The organism is Dactylosporangium fulvum, from assembly GCF_025137375.1.
In the GTDB taxonomy this organism is placed as follows: domain Bacteria; phylum Actinomycetota; class Actinomycetes; order Mycobacteriales; family Micromonosporaceae; genus Dactylosporangium; species Dactylosporangium fulvum.
In genome coordinates this window covers 4198266-4221808 of sequence record NZ_CP073720.1, presented here as the reverse complement: position 1 = coordinate 4221808, position 23543 = coordinate 4198266, and the positions used below count along the sequence as shown (strand labels likewise).

Annotated in this window: 19 protein-coding genes; 10 read left to right on the top strand and 9 right to left on the bottom strand. The window is 72.6% G+C overall.

The features are described from left to right. Positions 1–77 precede the first annotated feature (77 nt). The 5 genes from Dfulv_RS19960 to Dfulv_RS19940 all read left to right on the top strand — a co-directional run bounded on the left by Dfulv_RS19960 (position 78) and on the right by Dfulv_RS19940 (position 8355). Positions 78–3026, top strand: coding sequence for a putative bifunctional diguanylate cyclase/phosphodiesterase (locus Dfulv_RS19960; RefSeq protein WP_259865539.1), 2949 nt, complete (start codon positions 78–80; stop codon positions 3024–3026). 166 nt (positions 3027–3192) lie between these two features. Then, entirely contained in the window at positions 3193–4086 is an 894-nt protein-coding gene (locus Dfulv_RS19955; RefSeq protein WP_259865538.1) for an ABC transporter ATP-binding protein, read from the top strand. Beyond that, positions 4083–5147, top strand: coding sequence for an ABC transporter permease (locus Dfulv_RS19950; RefSeq protein WP_259865537.1), 1065 nt, complete (start codon positions 4083–4085; stop codon positions 5145–5147). The genes Dfulv_RS19955 and Dfulv_RS19950 overlap by 4 nt, the downstream gene beginning before the upstream one ends. Positions 5148–5284: 137 nt before the next feature. Continuing rightward, positions 5285–6652, top strand: coding sequence for a TrpB-like pyridoxal phosphate-dependent enzyme (locus Dfulv_RS19945; protein ID WP_259865536.1), 1368 nt, complete (start codon positions 5285–5287; stop codon positions 6650–6652). Positions 6653–6723: 71 nt separating this feature from the next. Further along, on the top strand, positions 6724–8355 hold the full coding sequence (locus tag Dfulv_RS19940) for an amidohydrolase (protein WP_259865535.1): 1632 nt from the start codon (positions 6724–6726) through the stop codon (positions 8353–8355). Between the two features lie 82 nt (positions 8356–8437). On the opposite strand, the gene Dfulv_RS19935 is transcribed toward Dfulv_RS19940, so the two are convergent. From Dfulv_RS19935 to Dfulv_RS19925, 3 genes are read right to left on the bottom strand one after another with little or no spacing between them, the layout of a single operon-like run. Continuing rightward, positions 8438–8746, bottom strand: coding sequence for a Rieske (2Fe-2S) protein (locus Dfulv_RS19935; protein WP_259865533.1), 309 nt, complete (start codon positions 8744–8746; stop codon positions 8438–8440). After that, positions 8743–11226, bottom strand: a complete 2484-nt coding sequence (nirB, locus tag Dfulv_RS19930) for a nitrite reductase large subunit NirB (protein WP_259865532.1) — start codon at positions 11224–11226, stop codon at positions 8743–8745. Before nirB ends, Dfulv_RS19935 begins: the two co-directional genes overlap by 4 nt. Further along, positions 11223–11573: a molybdopterin oxidoreductase gene (locus Dfulv_RS19925; RefSeq protein WP_259865531.1), complete on the bottom strand. Its 351-nt coding sequence runs from the start codon at positions 11571–11573 to the stop codon at positions 11223–11225. Before Dfulv_RS19925 ends, nirB begins: the two co-directional genes overlap by 4 nt. Positions 11574–11730: 157 nt before the next feature. Here Dfulv_RS19925 and Dfulv_RS19920 point away from each other — a divergent pair, with 157 nt between their 5' ends. Continuing rightward, complete coding sequence (locus Dfulv_RS19920) at positions 11731–13077, top strand: serine hydrolase domain-containing protein (protein WP_259865530.1); 1347 nt, start codon at positions 11731–11733, stop codon at positions 13075–13077. After that, positions 13070–14524, top strand: a complete 1455-nt coding sequence (locus tag Dfulv_RS19915; RefSeq protein ID WP_259865529.1) for a phenylacetate--CoA ligase family protein — start codon at positions 13070–13072, stop codon at positions 14522–14524. The genes Dfulv_RS19920 and Dfulv_RS19915 overlap by 8 nt, the downstream gene beginning before the upstream one ends. Positions 14525–14664: 140 nt before the next feature. On the opposite strand, the gene Dfulv_RS19910 is transcribed toward Dfulv_RS19915, so the two are convergent. Both Dfulv_RS19910 and Dfulv_RS19905 read right to left on the bottom strand, forming a co-directional pair. After that, on the bottom strand, positions 14665–17538 hold the full coding sequence (locus Dfulv_RS19910; RefSeq protein ID WP_259865528.1) for an FAD-binding and (Fe-S)-binding domain-containing protein: 2874 nt from the start codon (positions 17536–17538) through the stop codon (positions 14665–14667). Beyond that, positions 17535–17681, bottom strand: a complete 147-nt coding sequence (locus Dfulv_RS19905) for a hypothetical protein (protein WP_259865527.1) — start codon at positions 17679–17681, stop codon at positions 17535–17537. The genes Dfulv_RS19910 and Dfulv_RS19905 overlap by 4 nt, the downstream gene beginning before the upstream one ends. 69 nt (positions 17682–17750) lie before the next feature. On the opposite strand from Dfulv_RS19905, the gene Dfulv_RS19900 reads away from it, so the two are divergent. Then, complete coding sequence (locus Dfulv_RS19900; protein WP_259865526.1) at positions 17751–18137, top strand: VOC family protein; 387 nt, start codon at positions 17751–17753, stop codon at positions 18135–18137. Positions 18138–18140: 3 nt separating this feature from the next. Here Dfulv_RS19900 and Dfulv_RS19895 read toward each other — a convergent pair whose 3' ends face one another. The 4 genes from Dfulv_RS19895 to Dfulv_RS19880 form a co-directional block, all read right to left on the bottom strand. Beyond that, positions 18141–18437 (bottom strand): MoaD/ThiS family protein, encoded by a 297-nt coding sequence (locus Dfulv_RS19895; protein WP_259865524.1) that lies wholly within the window; start codon positions 18435–18437, stop codon positions 18141–18143. Further along, positions 18434–19549, bottom strand: a complete 1116-nt coding sequence (locus Dfulv_RS19890; RefSeq protein WP_259865523.1) for a WD40/YVTN/BNR-like repeat-containing protein — start codon at positions 19547–19549, stop codon at positions 18434–18436. The genes Dfulv_RS19895 and Dfulv_RS19890 overlap by 4 nt, the downstream gene beginning before the upstream one ends. A gap of 124 nt (positions 19550–19673) precedes the next feature. Then, a complete protein-coding gene (locus tag Dfulv_RS19885) occupies positions 19674–20666 on the bottom strand; it encodes a sporulation protein (protein ID WP_319805812.1) in 993 nt (330 codons plus the stop codon). 41 nt (positions 20667–20707) lie between these two features. Next, positions 20708–21085: a YccF domain-containing protein gene (locus Dfulv_RS19880; protein WP_259865522.1), complete on the bottom strand. Its 378-nt coding sequence runs from the start codon at positions 21083–21085 to the stop codon at positions 20708–20710. A gap of 66 nt (positions 21086–21151) precedes the next feature. Here Dfulv_RS19880 and Dfulv_RS19875 point away from each other — a divergent pair, with 66 nt between their 5' ends. Together Dfulv_RS19875 and Dfulv_RS19870 are read left to right on the top strand one after the other, a co-directional pair. Beyond that, positions 21152–22870, top strand: a complete 1719-nt coding sequence (locus Dfulv_RS19875; protein WP_259865521.1) for a hypothetical protein — start codon at positions 21152–21154, stop codon at positions 22868–22870. 76 nt (positions 22871–22946) lie between these two features. Then, positions 22947–23507 (top strand): hypothetical protein, encoded by a 561-nt coding sequence (locus tag Dfulv_RS19870; protein WP_259865520.1) that lies wholly within the window; start codon positions 22947–22949, stop codon positions 23505–23507. Positions 23508–23543 lie beyond the last annotated feature (36 nt).

Sequence of the window (23543 nt, the reverse complement as noted above, 5' to 3'; positions counted from 1 at the left end):
CCGCCCGTACCAACCCTTAAGAACTTCTTCGCTTCGACCGATAGGGCTTTCGAGCGCCTCGCGACGGAAGGAGCGTGATGACCCGGCGTGCACTGATTCTGTACGGTGTGTGGACGCTGCTGCTCCTCACGCTGTACGCGCTCGCGCCTCCCGCGACCCTCGCCGCGTGGGCGGTCATCGTCGTGTCCAACGCGATCGCGATCGGCGTCGGCATCCACCTCAACAATCCCCGGCGCAAGCGCCCCTGGCTGCTGCTCGGCGCCAACTACCTGACCTTCGCGGCCGGCACGGCGCTCGCCTACGTGCTCGCCATCATGCTCGACCACCCGGCGTTCCCGTCGGTCGTCGACGCACTCTACCTCGGCGTTTCGTCGCCGATCCTGCTGCTCGCGCTGTGGGGGCTGTCCCGCTCGGGCGCGGCCGTGCGGGACCGGGCGAGCGTCATCGACGCGCTGATCCTCACCGCCGGCGCCGGCTTCCTGTCCTGGGTGTTCCTCATCCACCCGTATCTGGAAAGCGACGAGCTGAACACCCTCGAGAAGGCGGTCTCGGTCGCGTATCCGCTGTGTGACGTGCTGACGCTGGCCATCCTGGCCCGGCTGGTCATCACCGTGCAGCGCAGTTGGACGGTCCTGCTGCTGCTCACCTCGGTCGGCGGGCTGCTCGCCGCCGACGTCCTCTACAGCCTGGAACGGCTCAACGGCCACTGGGAGATCGGCACCCCGATCGACCTGCTCTGGCTGATCTTCTACATCGCCGGCGGCGCGGCCGTGCTGCACCCGTCGATGCGGCAGCTCACCGAGCCGCGGGTGCTCCGCCGCAATGAGCTCCACACCCGGCGGGCCGTCCTGGGCATGGCGTCGCTCATCGCTCCGACCGTCCTGTTCGTCCAGGCGGTCAACGGGACGGTCCGCGACGGCATGGTGATCGCGCTGGTGTCCGGCCTGCTCGTCCTGCTCGCGATGATGCGCATGTCGACCGTCGTCACCGGCCTGCGCCGCACCATGACCCGCGAACGCGAGCTGCGGCGGGCCTGCGAGGCGCTGCTGTCCACGACCGACGAGACGCAGGTCCGCGCCGTCGTCCACCGATCCGTGCAGCGGCTGCTCGCGCCCGGCACACCGCACCGGGTCGTGCTCGCGCTGCACGAGCCCGGCCCGGCCGGCGACCAGCCGATGGGCATCTCCTACGTGTGGGACCTGCCCAGTTGTGTCGCGAGCGGGCTGCAGGGCTTCGAACTGGCGCTGTGCTGCCGGCTGTCGGTCGGCGACCGCGAGGTCGGTGAACTGTTCGTCGCCGCGGCCGAGCCGGTGCTCGTACCGCTGCAGGAGGCGCTGCCGGTGCTCGCCGGACAGGCGGCCAGCATGCTCGACCACATCGCCCTCAACCGGGAGATCAACCAGCGGGAGAGCGAGGAGTACTTCCGGACGCTCGTCCTCGGCGCGACCGACGTGATCCTCATCGTCGACGACAACAGCCGGATCACCTACGCCAGCCCTGCCGCCAAGCCGGTCCTCGGCACCGCCGACCTCGTCGGCACCAGCCTGCTCGACCTCGTCGGCCCGGCGGACGCACTGACCGTGCCGCACGACGAGGCGGTGACCTGGCGGGTGCGGCGCGCCGACGGCGCCCTCATCGTCGCCGAGGTCGTCGTGCGGGACCTGCGCGACGAGCCGACCGTCGGCGGGCTCGTCCTCACCATGCGTGACGTCACCGAGCAGCGGCGGCTGCAGCAGGAGCTGCTCGACCGGGCGTACCTCGACCCGCTCACCGGGCTGGGCAACCGCCTGCGCTTCCAGGACCTCACGCAGAAGTCGCCCGACGCGCTCCTGGTGCTCAACCTCGACGACTTCAGCGTCGTCAACGACAGCATGGGCCAGGACGTCGGCGACGGGCTGCTGGTCGCGGTCTCGGACCGGCTCAGCCGGGCGTTCGAGGGCCGCGGCGCGGTGGCCCGGCTCGGCGCCGACGAGTTCGGCGGGATCCTCGACGAGGCCGCGGACGTGGCCGCCGTCGAGCGGTTCACGGCCGAGCTGATGGAGGCGTTCGAGGAGCCGTTCCTGATCGCCGGCAGCATCATCCGGGTGCAGCTGAGCATCGGTGTGGCAACCGTGTTCGACGTGCCGGAGGGCGGGCAGTTGCTCGCCGAGGCGCACATCGCGATGGGCGCGGCGAAACGCGAGGGCAAGGGCCGCTGGCGGCGGTACGAGGAGTCGCTGCACGCCCAGGTCGCGTCCCGCATGCAGCTGCGCACCGCCATGGACACCGCGATCGACGACAGCCAGTTCGTGCTGCACTTCCAGCCGATCGTCGAGCTGTCGTCGGGCCGGACCCGCGGCTTCGAGGCGCTGGTGCGCTGGCAGCACCCCACCCGCGGAATGATCCCGCCGGTGCAGTTCATCGAGATCGCCGAGGAGAGCGGCCTCATCGTCAAGCTCGGCGCGTGGGTCCTCGAGGCGTCGGTCGCGGCCGCGACCCGCTGGCAGGCGCGGTTCCCGGCCGACCCGCCGTACGTGAGCGTCAACGTGTCGGTCCGCCAGTTCCGCACCGCCGGCTTCGTCGACCTGGTCTTCGAGACGCTGACCCGGCATGCCCTGCACCCGGACCTGCTCATCCTGGAGATCACCGAGAGCCTGCTGCTCGGCGACGACGACGAGATCCGCGCCGACATCTCGCGGCTGCGCACCGCCGGGATCCGGATCTCCATCGACGACTTCGGCACCGGCTACTCGTCGCTGTCGTACCTGCACCGGGTGCCGGTCGACACGCTCAAGCTGGACAAGTCGTTCGTCGACACGATCGCGGTCTCCGGCAAACAGCTGGACCTGGTGCGGGGCATCATCCAGCTCGCCGGCACGCTCCAGATGAGCGTCGTCGCCGAGGGGATCGAGACGTCGGCCGACAACGGGCTGCTGCGCGACGCCGGCTGCCGGTTCGGCCAGGGGTACCTCTACGCGAAGCCGCTGCCGGAGCCGGCGGCCGAGACGTGGCTCACCGCGGAGCGGGTCACGGCGCAGTCGGCGTGAGTGCGGGGGTTTGGCGCCTGATCGGGTGGCGGCGGCGGGTTCCGGGTGCCGCTCGCCGACGATCGTCATCTGGTCCGTACGGGTTCCGGGTCATCCTCGAGACGGACCCGCCATGTAGATCGCGCGCCGGACGACGTCGGGGCCGCGAGTGCCTACCGTTTCCGGTATGAGCAAGGTGCTGCACCTCGAAGCGATCAACCGCCGGTTCGGTGACCGGCAGGTGCTCCAAGACGTCACGTTCGACGTGGTGGCCGGCCGCATGACCGGGTTCGTGGGCGCCAACGGCGCCGGCAAGACCACGTCGATGCGGATCATCCTGGGGGTCCTCGCCCCCGACTCGGGCGAGGTCACCTGGCAGGGGTCGCCGCTCACGCGGGAGGACCGGCGCCGGTTCGGCTACATGCCGGAGGAGCGCGGCCTGTACCCGAAGATGAGCGTCCGCGACCAGCTGACCTACCTCGGCCGGCTGCACGGCCTGACGGCCGCCGCGGTGCGCCGCAACGCCGACGAGCTGCTGGAGTGGCTGAGTCTCGGCCAGCGGGCCGACGACCCGCTGGAGCAGCTGTCGCTGGGCAACCAGCAGCGCGCCCAGATCGCGGCGGCGCTCGTACACGACCCCGAGGTGCTGGTGCTCGACGAGCCGTTCTCCGGTCTCGACCCGCTCGCCGTCGACACCGTCGTCGGGGTGCTGCGGGAGCGGACCGCCCGGGGCGTGCCGGTGCTGTTCTCCAGCCACCAGCTCGACGTCGTCGAGCGGCTCTGCGACGACCTCGTCATCATCGCCGGTGGCACGATCCGCGCCGCCGGGAGCCGTGACGGGCTGCGCGACCAGTTCGCCCTGCCACGGTACGCGCTGCGGGTCGACGGCGACACCGGCTGGCTGCGCGACCAGCCGGGCGTGTCCCTGGTCGACCTCGACGGCGACCGCGCCGTGTTCGACCTCGCCGCCGGCGCCGACGACCAGGCGGTCCTGCGGGCCGCGCTGTCCCGCGGCCCGGTCCGCTCGTTCGGCCCCGTCACCCCGTCACTCGCCGAGATCTTCCGGGAGGTCACCCGATGAGCACCATCGCCGCGATCCGTCTCGTGGCCGCCCGTGAGCTGCGGGTCAAGCTCCGCGACAAGACGTTCCTGTTCAGCACCGTGTTCTTCCTGCTGTTCGCGATCGGCGGCACCGTGCTGCCGGCACTGTTCGCCGGCGGGTCGTCCAGTGTGGCGGTCGTGGCCGGCGACGCGTCCGAGCAGCGGCTCCGTGACGCCGGGCTGGAGGTGCGCGTCGCCGCCGACCCGGAGCGGCTCGTCCGCGACGGCGACGTCGACGCCGCCGTCGTGGCGGGGCCGGCCGTCGTCGCCATGAAGGAGGCGCCCAGCGACGTGGTCCGGGCGCTGTCGACGCAGCCGGAGGTCCGGTTGCTCGACCCGGACGCGGTGAACGAGGCCGCGGCGTTCATCATCCCGTTCGCCTTCGCCATCGTCTTCTTCTTCACCTCGCTGACGTTCGGGCTGCAGATCGCCCAGAGCGTCACCGAGGAGAAGCAGACCCGCATGGTCGAGATCCTCGTGGCGGCGGTGCCCGCGCGGGCCCTCCTGGCGGGCAAGGTCCTCGCCGGCGGTGTCCTGGCGCTGGCCCAGATCGCGCTCATCGCGTTTGTGACGGTCGCCGGCGCGCAGCTCACCGACGGCGGGAACGAGCTGCTGCCGCTGCTGGCCCCGGCTATGGGCTGGTTCGTGCCGTTCTTTGTCGTCGGCTTCGTGATGCTGGCCGCGCTGTGGGCCGCGGTCGGCGCGATGGTCGACCGCCAGGAGGACATCAGCGGCGCGTCGATGCCGATGCAGCTCCTCGTGATGCTGCCGTTCTTCCTGGTGGCGTTCCTCCAGGACAACCCGACGGTGATCACCGTGATGTCCTACATCCCGTTCTCCGCGCCGACCGCGATGCCGATCCGCCTCTTCGACGGTGACGCCGCCGCGTGGGAACCGTTCGTGTCGCTGGCGATCCTCGTCGTGACCGCCCTGGCGGCCCTCGCCGTCGGCGCCCGCCTCTACGAGGGCTCGCTGTTGCGCACCAACGGCCGCACCTCGTGGGCGACGGCCTGGCGCGACCGGGAACTCCAGCGCCTCTGACGTCTCCCGCGCACTATACGAGCCTGGAGCGGCGCACCGCTCCAGGCTCGCCGCGTGATCGCCGGCGGGGTCACCGGACCGGCGGAACCCGAACGGGGCTGTTCCGGACCGGGGCGATCACGGCGAAGATCGTGGGCATGACGGAAGCCGCCACGAAGATCGTGCTCTCCGAGTCGGAGATGCCCCGCCGCTGGTACAACATCATGGCCGACCTGCCGAGCCCGCCGCCGGCCGTCCTGCACCCCGGCACCCTGCAGCCGGTCGGGCCGGACGACCTGGCGCCGCTGTTCCCGATGGCGCTCATCGAGCAGGAGGTGACCCAGGAGCGGTACGTGCCCATCCCCGACGAGGTCCTCGACGTCTACCGGCTCTGGCGGCCGTCGCCGCTGTTCCGGGCACACCGCCTCGAACGGGCCCTCGGCACCCCGGCGCGCATCTACTACAAGTACGAAGGCGTCTCCCCCGCCGGCTCGCACAAGCCGAACACGGCGGTGCCGCAGGCCTACTACAACGCGGCGGCCGGGATCCGGCGGCTCACGACCGAGACCGGCGCCGGGCAGTGGGGCACCGCGCTCGCGTTCGCCAGTGCGCAGTTCGGCCTGGAATGCGAGATCTGGCAGGTCCGGGCCTCATACGACCAGAAACCGTACCGGAAGGTGATGATCGAGACGTTCGGCGGGACCATCCACCCGTCGCCGTCGGACCTGACCGCCGCCGGGCGCGCGATCCTCGCCAAGGACCCCGCGTCGCCGGGCTCGCTCGGCATCGCGATCAGCGAGGCGGTCGAGGTCGCCGCGCAGCACCCGGACACCAACTACGCCCTCGGCAGCGTGCTCAACCACGTGCTGCTGCACCAGACGATCATCGGCGAGGAGGCGCTGCTCCAGCTGGCGAAGGCCGGCGACGTCCCGGACGTCATCGTCGGCTGCACCGGCGGCGGCTCCAACTTCGCCGGGCTCGCGTTCCCGTTCCTGCGCGAGAAGCTCGCCGGCACGATGTCGCCGACGATCCGGGCGGTCGAACCGGCGTCGTGCCCGTCGCTGACGAAGGGCGTCTACGCGTACGACTTCGGCGACACCGCCGGCATGACACCGCTGATGAAGATGCACACCCTCGGTCACGACTTCATCCCCGACCCGATCCACGCCGGCGGCCTGCGGTACCACGGCATGGCGCCGCTGATCTCCCACGTGTACGAGCTGGGCCTCATCGAGGCGGTCGCGAAGACGCAGCGGGAGTGTTTCGAGGCGGGGGTCCGCTTCGCCCGGACGGAGGGCATCATCCCCGCGCCCGAGCCGACGCACGCCCTCGCCGCGTGCATCGAGGAGGCGTTGCGCTGCAAGGAGACCGGCGAGCCGAAGGTGATCCTGACCGCGCTGTGCGGCCACGGCCACCTCGACCTGGCCGCCTACGGCGCGTTCCTGTCCGGCGGACTGGCCGACCACGAGCTGTCCGACGAGGCCCTCGCGGCCGCGGTGGCGACGTTGCCGCAAGTTTCCGGCTGAACACTGAAACCCGCCGCGGCCGGCGCCGTCTGGCACGCTGTGCTGACCAACAGGGACCGGAGGAGGACCGCGTGGGTGGGCTGTTGTTCGTCGGTGGGCCGATCTGGACCGGACACGGACGGGTCGTCGAGGCGGTCGCCGTCGCCGGCGGGACGATCGTCGCGGCCGGGGCGCGCGGCGACGCGCTCGACGCGCTCGCGGACACCCGCTTCGACGTGGTCGACCTCGACGGGCGGATGCTCGTCCCGGGCCTCCACGACGCCCACGTGCACCCGGTGAGCGGAGCCCTCGAACGGCTGCGCTGCGACCTGTCGCACCTGCACGGCAGGGAGGCCTACCTCGCCGCGATCCACTCCTACGCCGCCGCGAACCCGGCGCAGGAGTGGATCACCGGCGGCGGCTGGTCGATGCCGGCCTTCCCCGGCGGGCTGCCGCACCGCGACGACCTGGACGCCGTGGTGCCGGACCGGCCGGTGTTCCTGCCGAACCGGGACCACCACTCGGCCTGGGTCAACGGCGCCGCACTCGAGCGGGCCGGGATCAACGACGGCACACCCGACCCGGCGAGCGGGCGGATCGAACGCGACGCCGACGGGCACGCCACGGGGGTGCTGCACGAGGCCGCCATGGACCTCGTCACGCCGTTCGTCCCGGCCGACACCGCCGAGGACTACGACCGCGCGCTGACGGAGGCACAGCGGTACCTCTTCTCGCTCGGCATCACCGGCTGGCAGGACGCGATCGTCGGCGCCTACGCGGGGGCCCGCGACCAGTTCGGCACCTACCTGGCGGCGGACCGGGCCGGGCGGCTCAGGGCACGGGTCACCGGCGCGCTGTGGTGGGAGCGGGACCGGGGCGCCGAGCAGATTCCGGAGCTGGTCGCCCGGCGCGCCGAGGCCGCGGCGGCCGGCGGCCGCTTCCGGGCGACCGCGGTGAAGATCATGCAGGACGGCGTGGCCGAGAACTTCACCGCCGCCATGCTCGAACCCTATCTGGGCGGCCACGGCCGTGGTACGTCCAATGTGGATCCGGTGCGGCTGCGGGAGCACGTCGCCGAGCTGGACCGGGCCGGGTTCGGCGTGCACTTCCACGCCATCGGCGACCGGGCGGTCCGCGAGTGCCTCGACGCCGTGGCGGCCGGCGGCCGGACGCGGCGGCACCACATCGCGCACCTGCAGGTCGTCCACCCCGACGACGTGGGACGCTTCGCCGAGCTGGGCGTGACGGCGAACATCCAGGCGCTGTGGGCGACCCACCACGAGCAGAACGACACGCTGTGCGTGCCGTTCCTCGGTCCCGAGCGGGCGGCGTGGCAGTATCCGTTCGGCGCCATCGCCCGGGCCGGCGGGCGGCTCGCGGCCGGCAGCGACTGGCCGGTCACGACACCGGACCCGTGGTGGGCGATCCACGTCGCGGTGCACCGGACCGAGCCGGCCGGGTCGGCGGAGGCCTCCTGGCCCACGGCCCAGGTGCCGATGCTGCCGGAGCAGGCGCTGACGCTCGATCAGGCGCTCAGCGCGTACACGTCCGGCTCGGCCTACGTCAGCGGCCTCGACGCGGTCACCGGTGACCTGACCGCCGGCAAGGCCGCCGACCTGGTGGTCCTCGACCGCGACCCGTTCGCCGAGGGCACGGCGCTGCACGAGGTGCGGGCCGACCTGGTCTTCGTCGACGGCGAGCCGGTCCACGAGCGGACGGCGTGATGCCGACGCAGCCGTGCGGCCACGTCGCGCACCCCTCCGCCGGCAGGGCGTGCCCGCTGCGTGACGGCGCCCGGCTGGTCCGCTAGCGGCGCAGGACCACCGTGCCGTCGGGGTCGGTCGTCACGGTGTAGACCGCCAGGGGTGGCTGGCCCGTCGTCGAGCAGCCCGTCGCCAGGTCGAACACGTGCTGGTGCAGCGGGCACACGACGACCTTCATGTCGATCAGGCCGTCGGCGAGGGGGCCGCCGGCGTGCGGGCACACCGCGGACACCGCCCGCAGGGTGCCGTCGCGGAGGCGGAACACGGCCACCATGTCGCCGTCGACGGCGAAGGCCCGGCCCTCCCCCACCGGGATCTCGTCGGCCCGGCCGATGCGGTGTTCCAGGGTCAAGGCTGCCTCATCGGTACCTGCGGCAGCGGGACGAGCGGCAGCGACGGGCGGAACTGACCGGGTGTCGCGACGGCGCGCCGCTCCAGCCACGGGTCCCGGTACGCCGCCACGGACGAGGCCATGGCCTCGTCGAGCCGGGCGGCGATGCCGAGACTGTCGTCGACGACAACCGCGCGGATGTGGTCGATGCCGAGGCGCGGCACCCACGCGTACGTGCGCTCCAGCCAGTTCGCGGTCTCCCGGTAGTACTGCAGGAAACGACCGGTCAGCGCGACGACCTCGGCGTGGCTGTCCGCTGTGGCCAGGAGGTCGCCCTTGCGCACGTGCGCGCCGGCGGCGCCGCCGACGTAGATCTCCCACCGGCCGCCCTCGATCGCCACGACGCCGAGGTCCTTCACGTACGCCTCGGCGCAGTTGCGCGGGCAGCCGGTGACGGCGAGCTTCATCTTGCCCGGGCCCTCGATGCCCTGGAACCGCTCCTCGACGGCGACGCCGAGGGCGGTGGAGTCACCGAGGCCGAAACGGCAGAACTCCTGGCCGACGCAGGTCTTCACGGTCCGGAAGCTCTTGGCGTAGGCGTACCCGGACGGCATGTCGAGGTCGGCCCAGACCGCCGGCAGGTCCTCCTTGCGCACGCCGAGCAGGTCGATGCGCTGCCCGCCGGTGACCTTGACCATCGGCACCCCGTACTTCTCGGCGACCTCGGCGATCCGCCGCAGCTGCGCCGGGGTCGTCACGCCGCCCTTCATCTGCGGCACCACGGAGAACGTGCCGTCGCGTTGGATGTTGGCGTGGACGCGGTCGTTGATGAACCGGGCGTCGCGTTCGTCGACGTACTCCTCGCCCCACATCATCCGCAGCAGCGACGCCAGCCCCATCTTGCTCTTCGCGTCCTCGGCGCCGTTCGGGGCGAGCGTGGCGAACACCGACGACACCGACCGCAGGCCGTGCTCGCGGATCGCGGCCATCAGCTCGGCTTTCGGCATGGGCACGCCCGGCACGTACCAGCTCGCGGCCGGGTCCTCGGCCACGGCGCCGCCGGCGGCCCACTCGACGATCTGCGTGACGAGGCTCTTGCAGGAGCCGCAGCCCTTGCCGGCCCGGGTCCGCTCCATGATCGAGAGGACCGTCGGCGTCCCGGCCTCGACAGCGTCGACGAGCACCTGCTTCGTGACCCCGTTGCAGTTGCAGACCTGCAGGCCAGGGTCCAGCTCGGCGGCGGTGACCGCGGCGGGCGGGGCACCCAGGTCGAACAGCAGCCCGGCGCGGTCCTCCGGCAGTGGCAGGCCCTCGTGGTACGCCTGGGTGAGGAACGCGACCTTCTGCACGTCGCCGACGAGCGTCGCGCCGGCGAGGCGGCCGTCGCGGACGACGACGCTCTTGTAGACGCCCCTGCGCGGCTCAGCGAACACGACCGTCTCGTCGTCGTCCCGCTCGGCCTCCTTGAGCCCCATCGATGCGACGTCGACGCCCGCGACCTTGAGCTTGGTCGCGGTCCGTGAGCCGTGGTAGGCCGCTTTCGGGTCCGCGCCGGTGAGGTGGTCGGCGAGGACGCGGGCCTGTTCCCAGATCGGGGCGACCAGGCCGTACGTCTGGCCGCGGTGCTGCACGCACTCGCCGACGGCGTAGATGTCGGGCTCGTCGCGGGCGCGCAGCTGGTCGTCGACGACGATGCCGCGCTCGACGACGAGGCCGCTCGCGGCGGCGACGTCGACGTTGGGGCGGATGCCGGCCGCGACGACGACCACGTCGCAGGGGATGGTGCGCCCGTCCCTGAGCCGCACGCCGGTGACCGCGTCGCGGCCGAGGATCTCGGTGGTGTGCGCGCCCGTGATCACCTCGATGCCGAACTGCTCCACGCTGCGCCGCAGGATCGCGCCGGCCTGGGCGTCGAGCTGGGCGTTCATCAGGTGGGCGCCGGCGTGGACGAGTGTCACGTGTCGCAGGTGGTGCTGCAGGCCGCGGGCCGCCTCCAGGCCGAGCAGGCCACCGCCGATGACGACGGCGCGCTCGTGCTCCCGCGCATACCGGATCATGCCGCGCGTGTCGTCGATCGTCCGGAACACGAAGACGCCCTGGTGGTAGCCGCGGTTCGGGTTGCGGACGCCCGGGATGGGCGGGACGAACGCGCGGCTTCCCGTGGCGATGACGAGTTTGTCGTACGGCCGCCGCGTGCCGTCGTCGGCGTGGACCGTCCTGGCGAACCGGTCGACGCGGGTGACCCGGACGCCGGCGCGCAGCTCGATGCCGTGTGCGGCGTACCAGTCGAGGTCGTTGAGGAAGATGCCGGCCTCGTTCTCGGCCCCGGCGAGCACGTTGGACAGCAGGATCCGGTTGTAGTTGCCGTACGGCTCGGCGCCGAACATCGTGACCGCGAAGCGCTCCCCGCCGCCGCGGGCGAGGATCTCCTCGACGGTGCGGGCACCGGCCATGCCGTTGCCGATGACCACCAGGCGTGCGCGATTTCCGCTCGTGGTCATACGATCTCGACCAGCCCGAGGTCGAGGACCAGCGTGACGGCGACGCCGACCGGGGCGGCGGCGTGGATCTCGACCGCGGTGCCGGGGTCGAGGTCCTCGACGACCCGCAGGGGCACGTGGGTGTGGCTCTTCGCGCCGATCGGGAAGTACCGCATCGGGCGGCCGTCCCGCATGAGGACGACGGAGGCCAGCTCACCCGCGGCGTTGCCGCCCCGGAAGTAGACCAGCTGCGCCGTCACGCCGTCGGGCACCACGTAGGTCAGGGCGGCATCCAGCGGGAAGGGCCGGTCGAGCCCCTTGCCCTCGTAGCTGTAGACGCCTTGCAGGAATCGTGGGCTGCTGTACATCCTGACATGCTTGCCACGCGCTGTTGCCTCCGCATACCCGCCCAGTTACCGGCTGGTGCCCGGTTTCCTCACATCGGCAGGGCGACGCCCGAGAGCTCGGTGACCAGAACCTTCGCCATCAGTTGACCGTCGTGGTGTGGCGGCTAAGGTCGGGTCCGTGAGTGTCCAGTCGTTCGTCGAGGCGGTCGAGGCACGGTTCGACGCGCTGCACAGTTGCGTCCTGCTGCGGCACGGCGAGACCGTCGCCGAGGTCTGGTGGCATCCCTACCGGGGCGACCTGCCGCACCAGCTGTTCTCGCTGAGCAAGAGTTTCACGGCCACGGCGGTGGGGCTGGCGGCGGCGGAAGGCCGGCTCGGGCTGGACGATCCGGTCGTGAAGTTCTTCCCCGGTGTGCCGCACACGTCCGACATGCGGGTGCGGCACCTGCTCACGATGACGACCGGGCATGCGACCGACCCCACACCGGTGGCGACCGCCGGCGACGACTGGGCCACCGCGTTCCTGCGGCTGCCGGTCGAGCACGAGCCCGGCACGCGCTTCGTCTACAACAGCGCCGCCACCTACCTGCTGTCCGCGATCGTGCAGCGCGCCACCGGCGACCGGCTGCTCGACTACCTGCGGCCCCGGCTGTTCGAGCCGCTCGGCATCGGGCCGGGCACCTGGGAGACCTGCCCCCAGGGCGTCGACACCGGCGGCTGGGGCCTGTCGCTGAGCACGGCCGACATCGCCCGGTTCGGCCAGTTGCACCTGCAGGACGGCGTCTGGGAGGGCAAGCGGCTCTTGCCGGAGGGCTGGGTCGCGGAGGCGACCGCGTGGCAGGTGCCCAACGGCCGCGTGCCGGAGCCCGAGCCGGACTGGCGGCAGGGCTACGGCTATCAGTTCTGGAGGTGCCGCCACGACGCGTACCGTGGGGACGGCGCCTTCGGCCAGTTCTGCGTGGTCGCGCCGGGGCGTGACACGGTTGTCGCGATCACCGCCGGTGTGGCGGACCTGCAGGGGGTCCTCGACCTGGTCTGGGCGCACCTGCTGGACGACACGTCCCCGCCGGCCGCCGGTGTCGAGCACCGGCACCTGCCGACACCGCGCAGCGTGGCCGGCGGCACCACCGGGACCTACACCGTCGCCGGCCCCCGCCGGTCGTGGCCGTCGGACTGGCGGCCCAGCCACGAGCAGCCGCCGACGATCCGGGCGATCGCGTTCGCCGAGCTGCCGGGCGGCGGTGGCCGGCGGGTGACGATCGAGGACGAGACCGGCACCCACGTGCACGACTGCCCCGACGGCACCTGGCACGTCTCCCGTGACGTCGACGACAGCGAGATCGCCAGCAGCGGCGGCTGGACCGCGCCGGGCGAGTTCACGCTGCGGGTCCGCTACATCACCACCCCGTTCGCACGCACCTACGTCTACACCTTCGACGGGCCGGCCGTGACGATCGCGGCGAGCGACAACGTGTCGTTCGGCCCCACCAAGTATCCGGTCGTGCGGGCGGTCGCCGATGCGTAGCCGGCGGGTGCTCGACGCGTTGCGGGACTTCTACGACGACGTCCCGCCGGCTGGCGACGGGGCCGAGCGGGCGCTCGCCCTGTTCCACGAGGTGGCGGCGTCCGTGCCGGCCTACCGGGCGTTCCTCGCCGGACACGGCGTCGACCCGGCCGCCGTGCGCACGCCGGCCGACTTCGCCGCGCTGCCGCTGCTGACCAAGGACGCCTACCTGCGCCGCTATCCGCTGCCCGAGCGGTGCCGCGACGGCGACCTGGCCGCCGTGGCGGACACCGTCGCCGTGTCGTCGGGCTCCTCGGGACAGCCGACGGTGTGGCCGCGGTCGGTCGTCGACGAGCTCGCCGTCGCCCGCCGGTTCGAGGACGCGCTGCGCGGCAGCTTCCAGGCGCACGAGCGCACCACCCTCGTCGTCGTGTGCTTCGCGCTCGGCAGCTGGGTCGGCGGCATGTACACCGCAGCCGCCTGCCGCCACGTCGCCGCCAAGGGATACCCGGTCACGGTCGCCACCCCCGGCAACAGCATCGACGAGATCCTGCGGGTCGTCGTCGAACTGGCGCCGCACTATCAGCAGGTCGTCCTCGCCGGCTATCCGCCGTTCGTGAAGAACGTCGTCGACGAGGGCCTGCGCCGGGGCGTGGACTGGCCGGCGTACTCCATCCGGCTCCTGCTCGCCGGGGAGGTCTTCAGCGAGCAGTGGCGCGACCTGGTCGGCCGGCGCGCCGGCATGCGGCAGCCGGAGTCCGACTCTGTCTCGCTGTACGGCACGGCCGACGCCGGTGTCCTGGGCAACGAGACGCCGCTGAGCGTCCGGATCCGGCGGTTCCTGGCCGGAGCGCCGGCGCTGGCCCGCGAGCTGTTCGGCGACGCGCGGCTGCCGACCCTCGTGCAGTTCGACCCGGCGACCCGATACTTCGAGACCCACGAGGGCACGCTGCTGTTCACCGGCGACGGCGGGGTGCCGCTCGTGCGCTACCACATCGCCGACGAGGGCAGCCTGCTGTCGCACGACGAGCTGGTCGGCTTCTGCCACCGGCACGGCTTCGACCCGGGCACCGGCCCCGAGCGGCCGTTCGTCTACGTCTTCGGCCGGTCGCTGTTCACCGTGTCGTACTTCGGCGCCAACGTCTACCCGGAGAACGTCACGGTGGCCCTCGAACGCGACGGCATCAGCGACTGGGTCACTGGCCGGTTCGTGCTGCGGGTCCTGTCCGACGCCGACGAGGAGCGCCGGCTCTCCGTCACGGTGGAGCTGGCCCCGGCCGCGACCCCACCGGCCGGGGCCGAGGCGCTGCTGGCCGGCGCCGTGCGGGCGGAACTGCTGCGGCTCAACAGCGAGTTCGCCAACTACGTCCCGGCGGCCTACCAGCTGCCGCTCGTCGAGACCCGTCCGGCCGGCGACCCGGAGTGGTTCCCGCCGGGCGCCAAGCACCGCTACACCAGGCCGTCGTGACCGGCGCCGCCGGCACCCCCGTCGACACGTCGTCCATCGTGCACCTCAACTTCGCCCCGACCCCCGGAGATCCTGGGCTCGGTGCTGGACCGCCCGGCGGCCAGGCGACCCGAACGCCGGGCGACGCTGCCGGGCCGCTGCTACCCCTGCGTGCCGTCGCCGGATCCGCCGGCCCGGCGCAGGGCGTCGGCCAGCACCTGGACGAGGTGTTTGCCCTGCACGTCGGCGAGGTCGGCGGCCTGCGTGCGGCAGGAGAAGCCGTCGGCGAGGAACACGTCGCCGTCCTGCGCGCCCGCCAGCGCGGGCAGCAGCTGCTGCTCGGCAACCTGTACCGACACCTCGTAGTGACCACGCTCGACACCGAAGTTTCCCGCCAGGCCGCAGCACCCGCCGAGCCGGGTCACGGTGGCCCCCGCCTGCTTGAGCAGCTTGGCGTCCGCGGACCAGCCCATGACGGCGTGGTGGTGGCAGTGCGGCTGGGCGACGACCCGGACGTCGGCCAGTGACGGCGGCGTCCAGCCGGGGGTGCGTGCCAGCAGCTCGGCGACCGTGACGGTGGCCTTACTGACGGCGCGGGCGGCGTCGGTGTCGACGAGCTCCAGCAGGTCGCTGCGCAGCACGCCGGTGCACGACGGCTCCAGGCCGACGATCGGCACGCCACGCTCGGCGGCGTCGCGCAACTGCTCGACGGTCGAGCTGAGGATGCGACGGGCCGCGTCGAGCTGGCCGGTGCTGATCCAGGTGAGGCCGCAGCAGGCCGAGCGGGTGGTGATCTCGGGCGCGTATCCGGCGGCGGTGAGCACCTCGACGGCGTCCTTGGCGATCTGCGGGGCGAAGTGGTCGGTGAAGCTGTCGATGAACAGCAGGACCGGTTTGCCCGTCGCGGGCCGCTGCTGTGTGGTGGTGCGGAACCACCGCCGGAAGGTGCGGTCGGCGAACGCCGGAATCGACCGGCGTGCGTCGACCCCGGCCATGAACAGCGCGACCTTGCGCAGGCCCGGCGCCGACGTGAGCCGGTTGGCGAGCCGGGGCAGCCGCGCCGCCAGCCGTGACCAGCGGGGCAGCCAGCCCAGGGAGTAATGCGAGCGGGGCCGCAGCCGGCGGCGGTAGCTCTGGTGCAGCACCTCGGCCTTGTAGGCGGCCATGTCGATGCCGGTCGGACAGTCCGAGGCGCAGCCCTTGCAGGACAGGCACAGGTCCAGCGCGTCGTGCACCGCGGGAGCGCGCCAGTCGGGGGCGAGGTCCCCGTCGAGCATCTCCTGCAGCACCCGGGCCCGGCCGCGGGTCGAGTCCTTCTCGGCGCGGGTGGCCAGGAACGACGGGCACATGACCCCGCCGAGCACGGTCGTGTCGGCGCGGCACTTCCCGACGCCGGTGCAGCGGTGCACCGCCTGGTTGAAGTCGCCGCCGTCGCCGTGGTAGGCCAGGGCCAGCTTCGTCCGGACCGGCCGGGCCGCCGCGACGCGGATGTCCGCGTCGACCGGATCCGGGTCGACGAGCACGCCCGGGTTCAGCAGATGCTCCGGGTCGAACGCCTGCTTGACCGAGCGGAACAGGTCCATCGCCGCCGGGGAGTACATGCGTGGCAGCAGCTCACTGCGGGCGCGGCCGTCGCCGTGCTCCCCCGACAGCGAACCGCCGTAGCGCACGACCAGGTCCGCGGCGTCCTCCAGGAACGCGCGGAACTTGCCGGGGCCGCCGGGCTTGTCCAGCGGGAAGTCGAGCCGGACGTGGACGCAGCCGTCGCCGAGGTGCCCGTACGGCATGGCGCTGAGCCCGTGCGTGTCGACCAGGGCGTCGAAGTCGCGCAGGTAGTCGCCGATCTTCGCCGGTGGGACGGCGGCGTCCTCCCAACCGGCGTGCGCCGGCAGTCCCGACGGGGCACGCCCGGCGAGCCCGGCGCCGTCCTCACGGATCCGCCACAACGGTGCGGCCTGCCCGGTGTCCTCCACGATCATGGTGTCGGCGGCACCCGCCTCCGCCGCCAGCCGCTGGGCACGTTCCCGCGCCTCGCCGAGGTCGTCGCCGGCGATCTCCACGAACAGCCACGATCGGCCGGCCGGGAGGTCCGGGACCGCGTCGGGACCGCGCCGGGTGCGGACCACGTCGACGATCCGCGAGTCGATCCCCTCGCAGGCCGTCGGGCTGAACCCGAGGATGGTGGGCACGGCGTCGCCCGCCGAGCCGAAGTCCGGGTAGCCGAGCACGACCAGCAGGCGGTGCGCGGGGTCGGCGACCAGCCGCACGGTCGCCTCGGTGACCACCGCGAGGGTGCCTTCGCTGCCGACCAGCAGGCCGGTGAGGTCGAAGCCGCGCTCGGGCAGGAGGTGCTCGACAGCGTAGCCGGAGACCTGCCTCGAAAAGGTGGCGAACTCGGTCCGGGCGACGGCCAGGTTGGCGCGGACGATCTCCTGCAGGCTGTCCGTGACCGACTTGCCACCGTCAGTGGTGGGGCGGCCCTTGTCGTCCCGCCCGGTGGACAGCCGCTCGCCGTCGATCGTAAGGGCGTCCAGGCCGACGACGTTGTCCGAGGTCCGGCCGTACCCCAGGGTCCGCGACCCGCACGAGTTGTTGCCGATCATCCCGCCGATCGTGCACCGGGTGTGCGTCGACGGGTCGGGGCCGAACCGCAGCGAGAGGGGCCGGGCGGCCGCCTGCAGGGTGGCGTGGACCGTGCCGGCCTGCACCCGTGCGGTCCGGCTGCCGGCGTCGACGTCCAGGACCCGGTTCATGTGCCGGCTGAAGTCCAGCACCACGCCACGGCCGATGGCGTTGCCGGCCACGGACGTCCCCGCACCCCGGGCGGTGATCGGCACCCCGAGGGCACGGCAGACCTCGAGCGTCGCCGCGACCTCGTCGTCGGACCGGGGCCGGACCACCGCCTGCGGCACGACGCGGTACAGCGACGCGTCGCTGGCGTACGCCGCACGGTGCGCCGGATCCACCAGCACGTCCACGACGCCCGCACGGCTCAGACGACCGACAAGGTCGGACAGTTCTCTCGTATCGCTCATGTCATCTCGAGGGCGATCTTGTACCGGCCGGCCTTCGGCCCCGTCGCCGCCCCGAACACTCCCTGGACGTCGCCGCAATGGTAGACGTCGGGCACGCAGGCGCCCCCGCACACCCGGCGCACCGCGAGGTAGGTCTCCGCCACATGGCGTCTCCCGCACCGGTCAAACGCCGCCCGGACGCGAAGATGCGGCGGAGGCGGGATGATCGAGGCATGGAGGTGCTCAGCAGCCGTGTGCTGCTCCGCTCGCCCGACCCGGGGCGGAGCCAGCGCTTCTACCGCGACGTCCTCGGGCTCGCGGTCTACCGCGAGTTCGGGCCGGCCGAGTGCCCCGGTCTGGTCTTCTTCCTCGGCCAGGGTTTCCTCGAGGTGTCCGGCACGGCGCACGACGAGCCCGGCGGGCCGCTGCGGATCTGGCTGCAGGTCCGCGACCTGCGCGCCGAGCACGAGCGGCTCGCGGCGGCCGGCGTGCGGGTCGTCCGCGAGCCGCGGCGGGAGCCGTGGGGGCTCGACGAGATGTGGATCGAGGACCCCGACGGCGTCCGCGTCGTGCTCGTCGAGGTCCCTCGTGATCACCCGCTGCGGCGCGACCCGCGATGAGGCTCAGCCGCCGGCCATGGCGCCGACGATCAGGAACGGCTCCTTGCCGTGGACCACCGGGTCGGGCAACGGCGCGTCCGGGGACTCGTTGGACAGGTCCTCCTCGCAGGCGAAGAACCGCACGAACGCCCGCCGCCGGCCGCTGCGCCGGTCGCGGATCGTGCCGCGCAGCATCGGGTGGCGCTCCTCCAGCGCGTCGAGCAGCAGCCGCTGGGTCACCGGCTCGGCGACCTCGAGCCGCACCTCGCCGTCGACCTTGGCGAGGTTGCGCAGGTGGGCGGGGAGCACAACCCGGATCACGGCAGGACCTGCACTTCCACGGACAGCACGGCCGGCAGGTCGCGGACGATCGGCGTCCAGCTGTCGCCGCCGTCGGCCGAGCCGTAGACCTGGCCGCCGGTCGTGCCGAAATAGATCCCGCACGGGTCGAGCGTGTCGACGGCCATGGCGTCGCGCAGCACGTTGACGTAGCAGTGCTCCTGCGGCAGGCCCGTGGTGAGCGGTTCCCACTCGTCGCCGCCGACGCGGCTGCGGTAGACGCGCAGCCGGCCGTCCGGCACGTAGTGCTCGGAGTCGCTCTTGATCGGCACGACGTAGACCGTCTCGGGCTCGTGCGCGTGCACCGCGATCGGGAACCCGAAGTCGGTCGGCAGGTCCCCGCTGATCTCCCGCCAGGACCCGCCGGCGTCGTCGGTGCGCATGACGTCCCAGTGCTTCTGCATGAACAGCACCTCGGGCCGGGACGGGTGCATGGCGAGGTTGTGCACGCAGTGGCCCACCTCGGCGTCCGGGTCCGGGATCTGCCCCGACATCAGCCCCCGGTTGATCGGCTGCCACGTCGCGCCGCCGTCGTCGGTGCGAAACGCGCCCGCCGCGGAGATCGCCACATAGATCCGGTTGGGATCGGCCGGGTCGAGGATGATCGTGTGCAGGCACATGCCGCCGGCGCCCGGCTGCCAGAGCGGCCCGGACGGATGGGTGCGCAGGGCGGGGAGCTCCTGCCACACCTTGCCGCCGTCGGTCGAGCGGAACAGTGCCGCGTCCTCGGCGCCCGCATACACCGTGTCGGGGTCGTCGGGCGACGGCTCGAGGTGCCAGATCCGCTTGAACTCCCACGGGCGCGGCGTCCCGTCATACCAGAGATGGTCACCGACCTCGCCCTCGTAGGCGAAGTCGTTGCCGACCGGCTCCCATGATCTGCCGCCGTCGTCGGAGCGGTGGATCACCTGCCCGAACCACGAGGACGACTGCGACGCATACAGCCGGTCCGGGGCGGCGGGTGATCCGTTGACGTGGTAGATCTCCCAGCCGCCGAAGTGCGGCCCGTCCACCCGCCAGTCCCGGCGGGCACCGTCCGCCGTGAGGATGAACGCCCCCTTGCGCGTGCCGACCAACACCCGAACGCCGCTCATGTCACACCGTCCTCCCGGGTCACCATCCGTCTCGCCACATCATCCTCGCCGGGTGTGACATTTTCCCGGGAAACAGCGGTGGCCGGGCCCGAAAGGGGCCCGGCCACCGCGAAGGTGCGCTGTGTCAGAACTCGAAGTCGCCGCCGTCGTCCTCGAAGACCTCCTCGAAGACCTCACCGGCGACGATGCCGCCGACGACGCCCGCGGCGCCGGCCGCGACGACCGTGCCCATGCCCGGCCCGCGGTGGTGCGAGCCGTGACCGTGACCGCCGTAACCCCCGTGACCGCCGTGACCGCCGTGACCGCCGTGACCGCCGTGACCGTAGCCGGGCGGGAGGTGGTTGAAGTAGCGCGACGTCGCCTCCTGCACCCAGCCGTCGACGACCGCGGCCCAGTCGGTGCCGGCCGCCTGGTCGTGGCGGATGCTGAAGCGGCTGTAGGCGTCATGGCCCGAGCTGAACATGCCGCCGCGCTTGTCGAACTCGAGGATGACGTCGACGCCGTAGGGGTTGGCGACGAACGTCAGCTCGACCTCGTTGATCCGCCCCGCGTGCTGCGGCGGCGGCCAGAACTCGATCTCCTGGAAGATCGGCAGCGTCTGCTGGACGCCGTGCAGGTAACCGTGCTCGACGTCGGCGTGCTTGAAGCGGAACCCGTTGGCGGCGAAGCCGTCCAGGACACCCTGCTGCACCGGCAGCGGCGTGATCGCGACCGGGTCGAGGTCGCCCTTGTCACGGCCCTTCGCGATGACCAGTTCGGTCCGCACGCCCATCACCATGCCGCGCAGATGCTGCCCGTACACCTCCGTGATCGGTGCCTCCCAGGGCACCGGCATCCGGAAGGGGATGGACTGCCGCTCGCCGGGCGCGACACGGAAGGAGTGCGCGGCGACGACCTGGGCCAGCTCGATGCCGGCGTGACGCTCGTGGTCACCGCTCTCGACCTCGACGCGGGTCACCAGGGACAGCACGGCCTGCTCGATCTGCACGTCGTGGTCGCCGCCGGTGATGTGGACATTACCTTCGATGAAGCCGCCCGGCTGGACGGCGGACGTGGTGAGGACGGTGTCGACGCTCGCACTGCCGACGCCGAACGCGGCCAGCATCTTCTTGAACACGCTGCGACACTAGCACGCGACACTGTACGGTCTGAGCATCCTCACAGGTCCACCACCTCGCGTCCGAGGGGCCAGAACGCGACCGGAACGAGCTTGAAGTGTGCGATGCCGAACGGGATCCCGATCACGCTGAGGCACAGGGTAACCCCGGCGATGACGTGTGACAGCGCCAGCCACCAGCCCGCGAGGACGACCCACAGGATGTTCGCCAGGCCGGTCGCCACACCGGCACCCGGCTTCGGCCGCACGGTGCGGCCGAAGGGCCACAGCGAGTAGACCGCCAGCCGCCAGCTCGCCACGCCGAAGGGGATGGTGACGACGAGGATGAAGCAGATCACGGCGGCGAGCGCGTATTCAAGGAACAGCAACAGGCCGCCGCCGAAGATCAGCCACAGCACGTTGAGCACGAAACGGACCATGCTTCGATCATGCTCCCCTGTCGCAACCGCCGGTTTCTCCCCGCCGGGTGGAGGGTAGACGCGACCGTGCCAGAAACGCACGACGAGGCCGTGCGGCTGCTGACCCGGTTCGAACCGGTCGTCCGGTACACCGCCGGTGAACTGTTCCTGCCCACAGCCGTCGAGGGTTTCCTGCACAACACCGGGCTGTGGCGGCACGTGCCCGGCACGGCAGGTGGCGAATGTCTCGTGCCGCCCGGCGGGCTCGACCCGGCGCTGCTGGCCGAGCATGGCGAACGGTTCGCCGGCGACCGGCTGTTCCTGCGGTTCGCGCAGGAGCCGCTCGGCCGCGCGGAGTACCGCCGCTGGCGCCGTGAGCGGCACGCACCCGCGTTCCGGCCGGCCAGCCGGTTCGCCGCCGTCGGACTGAGCGCCCGCCTCGTCGACGCCGCGCTGCGGATGTCGTTGCTGGTGCGCGGCAAGGTGCCCGGCGGCACGCGCGCGGCGGCGCACCTGCGGTACACGGCGCATCTGCGGCCGGAGATCAGCCCGTACTACGGCCGGGTCTTCCGCGACGCCGGCTATCTGGTGCTGCAGTACTGGTACTTCTACGCGATGAACGACTGGCGCTCGACGTTCGGCGGCGTCAACGACCACGAGGCGGACTGGGAGCAGGTGACGCTCTTCCTCACCGGCCCGCCGGACCGCCCGGACCCGGCGTGGGTGGTGTTCTCGTCGCACGACAAGGAGGGCGGGGACGTGCGGCGCCGGTGGGACGATCCCGACCTGGAGCACGTCGGTGAGCACCCCGTCGTGTACGCGGGTGGCGGCTCCCACGCCGGCGCGTACCGCCCCGGCGACTACGTCACCAAGGTCTCCGCGCCGGGGCTGCGGCGGCTGCGGCGGTACGCCGGCGGGTTCGGCATCCCGTTCCTGGACTACCACCGCGGCGACGGGCCGGGCATCGGCCCCGGTGAGGAACGGCAGTGGACGCCGGTGGTCGTCACCGACGACACGCCCTGGGTGCGTGCCTACCGCGGGCTGTGGGGCCTGGACACCCAGGACCGCTTCGGCGGCGAGCGGGCGCCGGCCGGCCCGCGGTACACGCGCGACGGCACCGTGCGCCCGTCGTGGGCCTACCCCGTCACCTGGGCGCTGCTCGATGCCGAACCGCTCGGCACGGCGCACGAGGCGGAACTTCGCGAACGACGGCTCGCGGCCGTCGAGACCCGGCTGCGCGACGTCCGCACCGGCATTGAACAGGACCGTGACACGAGCCGGCAGCACCTCACCGCGGCGCGGGCGACGGGGCGGGAGCGCCCGGGTGCGGACGCCGGCCTGGCGCGGTTGCAGGCGGAACGGGTGGCCCTCGAGGAGGAGCTGGCGGCCCTGGTACGGGCGAGGACGCACCCGCCCGCTCCGGCGCCCGCGGCCGGCGACTCGGCCCACCGGCCGGTGCCGCTGGAGGAGCAGGCACGGCGCCGCCGGTTCCGGGCCGCCTGGGCGGCCGCCTCCGCCTCGGTGGTGCTCGCCGGCGTCGCGCTGATCCTCGTCCGCCCGCCGGCCGGGGTGTTCTGGTCGGCCGCCGGCCTGGCGTTCGTGATCGTCGCCGTCGAGGCCGCGGCCCAGTCCCGGCTGCTGCGCTTCCTGCGCGCGACGCTGGTGACGGTGGTCGCCCTCGCCGCCGGCTGGGCGGTCGTCACGCTCGCGACCCAGCACTGGCGCGTCGCCGTCGCCGCGGTCCTCATGGCCGCCGCGATCGGCCTGTGGGCCGCCAACCTCCGGGCGTGGCTCGCCCGCCGCTGACCGGGTCCGCCGCGGTGGGTGTGTGCGGACCCCGGCTGCCGATAAGGTGACATCTCTCGTGCTGGGAGGTGTACAGGTGGCGATGCGGTCCGGCGACACGCTCACGGACCCCGGCGGTCGGGTGGTGCGCTTGACGGCCGGCCCGGTGGTCTGGCTGTCGGGGCTGGCCGACGACGCGGCGACGCTCCGCCGGCAGACGGTGGAACGGCCGGCCCACTCGATCGCGGCCAACCTGCGCAACCTGGAGCGCGTCTACGCGTGGATGATCGTCGGTGTGGTGGGCGGCTTCGGCGGGGTGGCCGTCGTGCTGCTCCTCGAGCCGGTGCTCGGCAAGCCGGTCGCCGACACGATCTTCCGTTTTGTGATGTCCGGAGGGGTGTTCGCGGCGGCCAGTGCCGGACTGAGCGGGCTGCGTGCGGCGGCCGCGAACCGGTGGGGCTGGCTGGTCTTTCCCGAGGACGCGATGGACAAGGAGGTCCGGCTGCGGTTGCGCCGCCGCGAACGCTCCGGGGCGGGCCGGAGCGCCGCGGGCCGGCGCCGCCGGATGCGGATGGTGCGGTGGGCGTGCCAGCCGTCGCCGTGGGACCTGCTGGTCGCGGCGATCGTCGCGGTGCCGTTCTATTTCGGGGCGCTGTGAGCCTCAGCGGGCGCCGCCCGGGCGGACCAGGCCGCG

What these genes read in the sequence shown, in the direction of transcription:
- Dfulv_RS19890 (WP_259865523.1), bottom strand. Translation starts at nt 19,549, where the DNA reads ATGAGCGGCGTTCGGGTGTTGGTCGGCACGCGCAAGGGGGCGTTCATC.
- nirB (WP_259865532.1), bottom strand. Translation starts at nt 11,226, where the DNA reads ATGACCACGAGCGGAAATCGCGCACGCCTGGTGGTCATCGGCAACGGC.
- Dfulv_RS19950 (WP_259865537.1), top strand. Translation starts at nt 4,083, where the DNA reads ATGAGCACCATCGCCGCGATCCGTCTCGTGGCCGCCCGTGAGCTGCGG.
- Dfulv_RS19960 (WP_259865539.1), top strand. Translation starts at nt 78, where the DNA reads ATGACCCGGCGTGCACTGATTCTGTACGGTGTGTGGACGCTGCTGCTC.
- Dfulv_RS19880 (WP_259865522.1), bottom strand. Translation starts at nt 21,085, where the DNA reads ATGGTCCGTTTCGTGCTCAACGTGCTGTGGCTGATCTTCGGCGGCGGC.
- Dfulv_RS19925 (WP_259865531.1), bottom strand. Translation starts at nt 11,573, where the DNA reads ATGTACAGCAGCCCACGATTCCTGCAAGGCGTCTACAGCTACGAGGGC.
- Dfulv_RS19910 (WP_259865528.1), bottom strand. Translation starts at nt 17,538, where the DNA reads ATGAGCGATACGAGAGAACTGTCCGACCTTGTCGGTCGTCTGAGCCGT.
- Dfulv_RS19945 (WP_259865536.1), top strand. Translation starts at nt 5,285, where the DNA reads ATGACGGAAGCCGCCACGAAGATCGTGCTCTCCGAGTCGGAGATGCCC.
- Dfulv_RS19955 (WP_259865538.1), top strand. Translation starts at nt 3,193, where the DNA reads ATGAGCAAGGTGCTGCACCTCGAAGCGATCAACCGCCGGTTCGGTGAC.
- Dfulv_RS19900 (WP_259865526.1), top strand. Translation starts at nt 17,751, where the DNA reads ATGGAGGTGCTCAGCAGCCGTGTGCTGCTCCGCTCGCCCGACCCGGGG.
- Dfulv_RS19915 (WP_259865529.1), top strand. Translation starts at nt 13,070, where the DNA reads ATGCGTAGCCGGCGGGTGCTCGACGCGTTGCGGGACTTCTACGACGAC.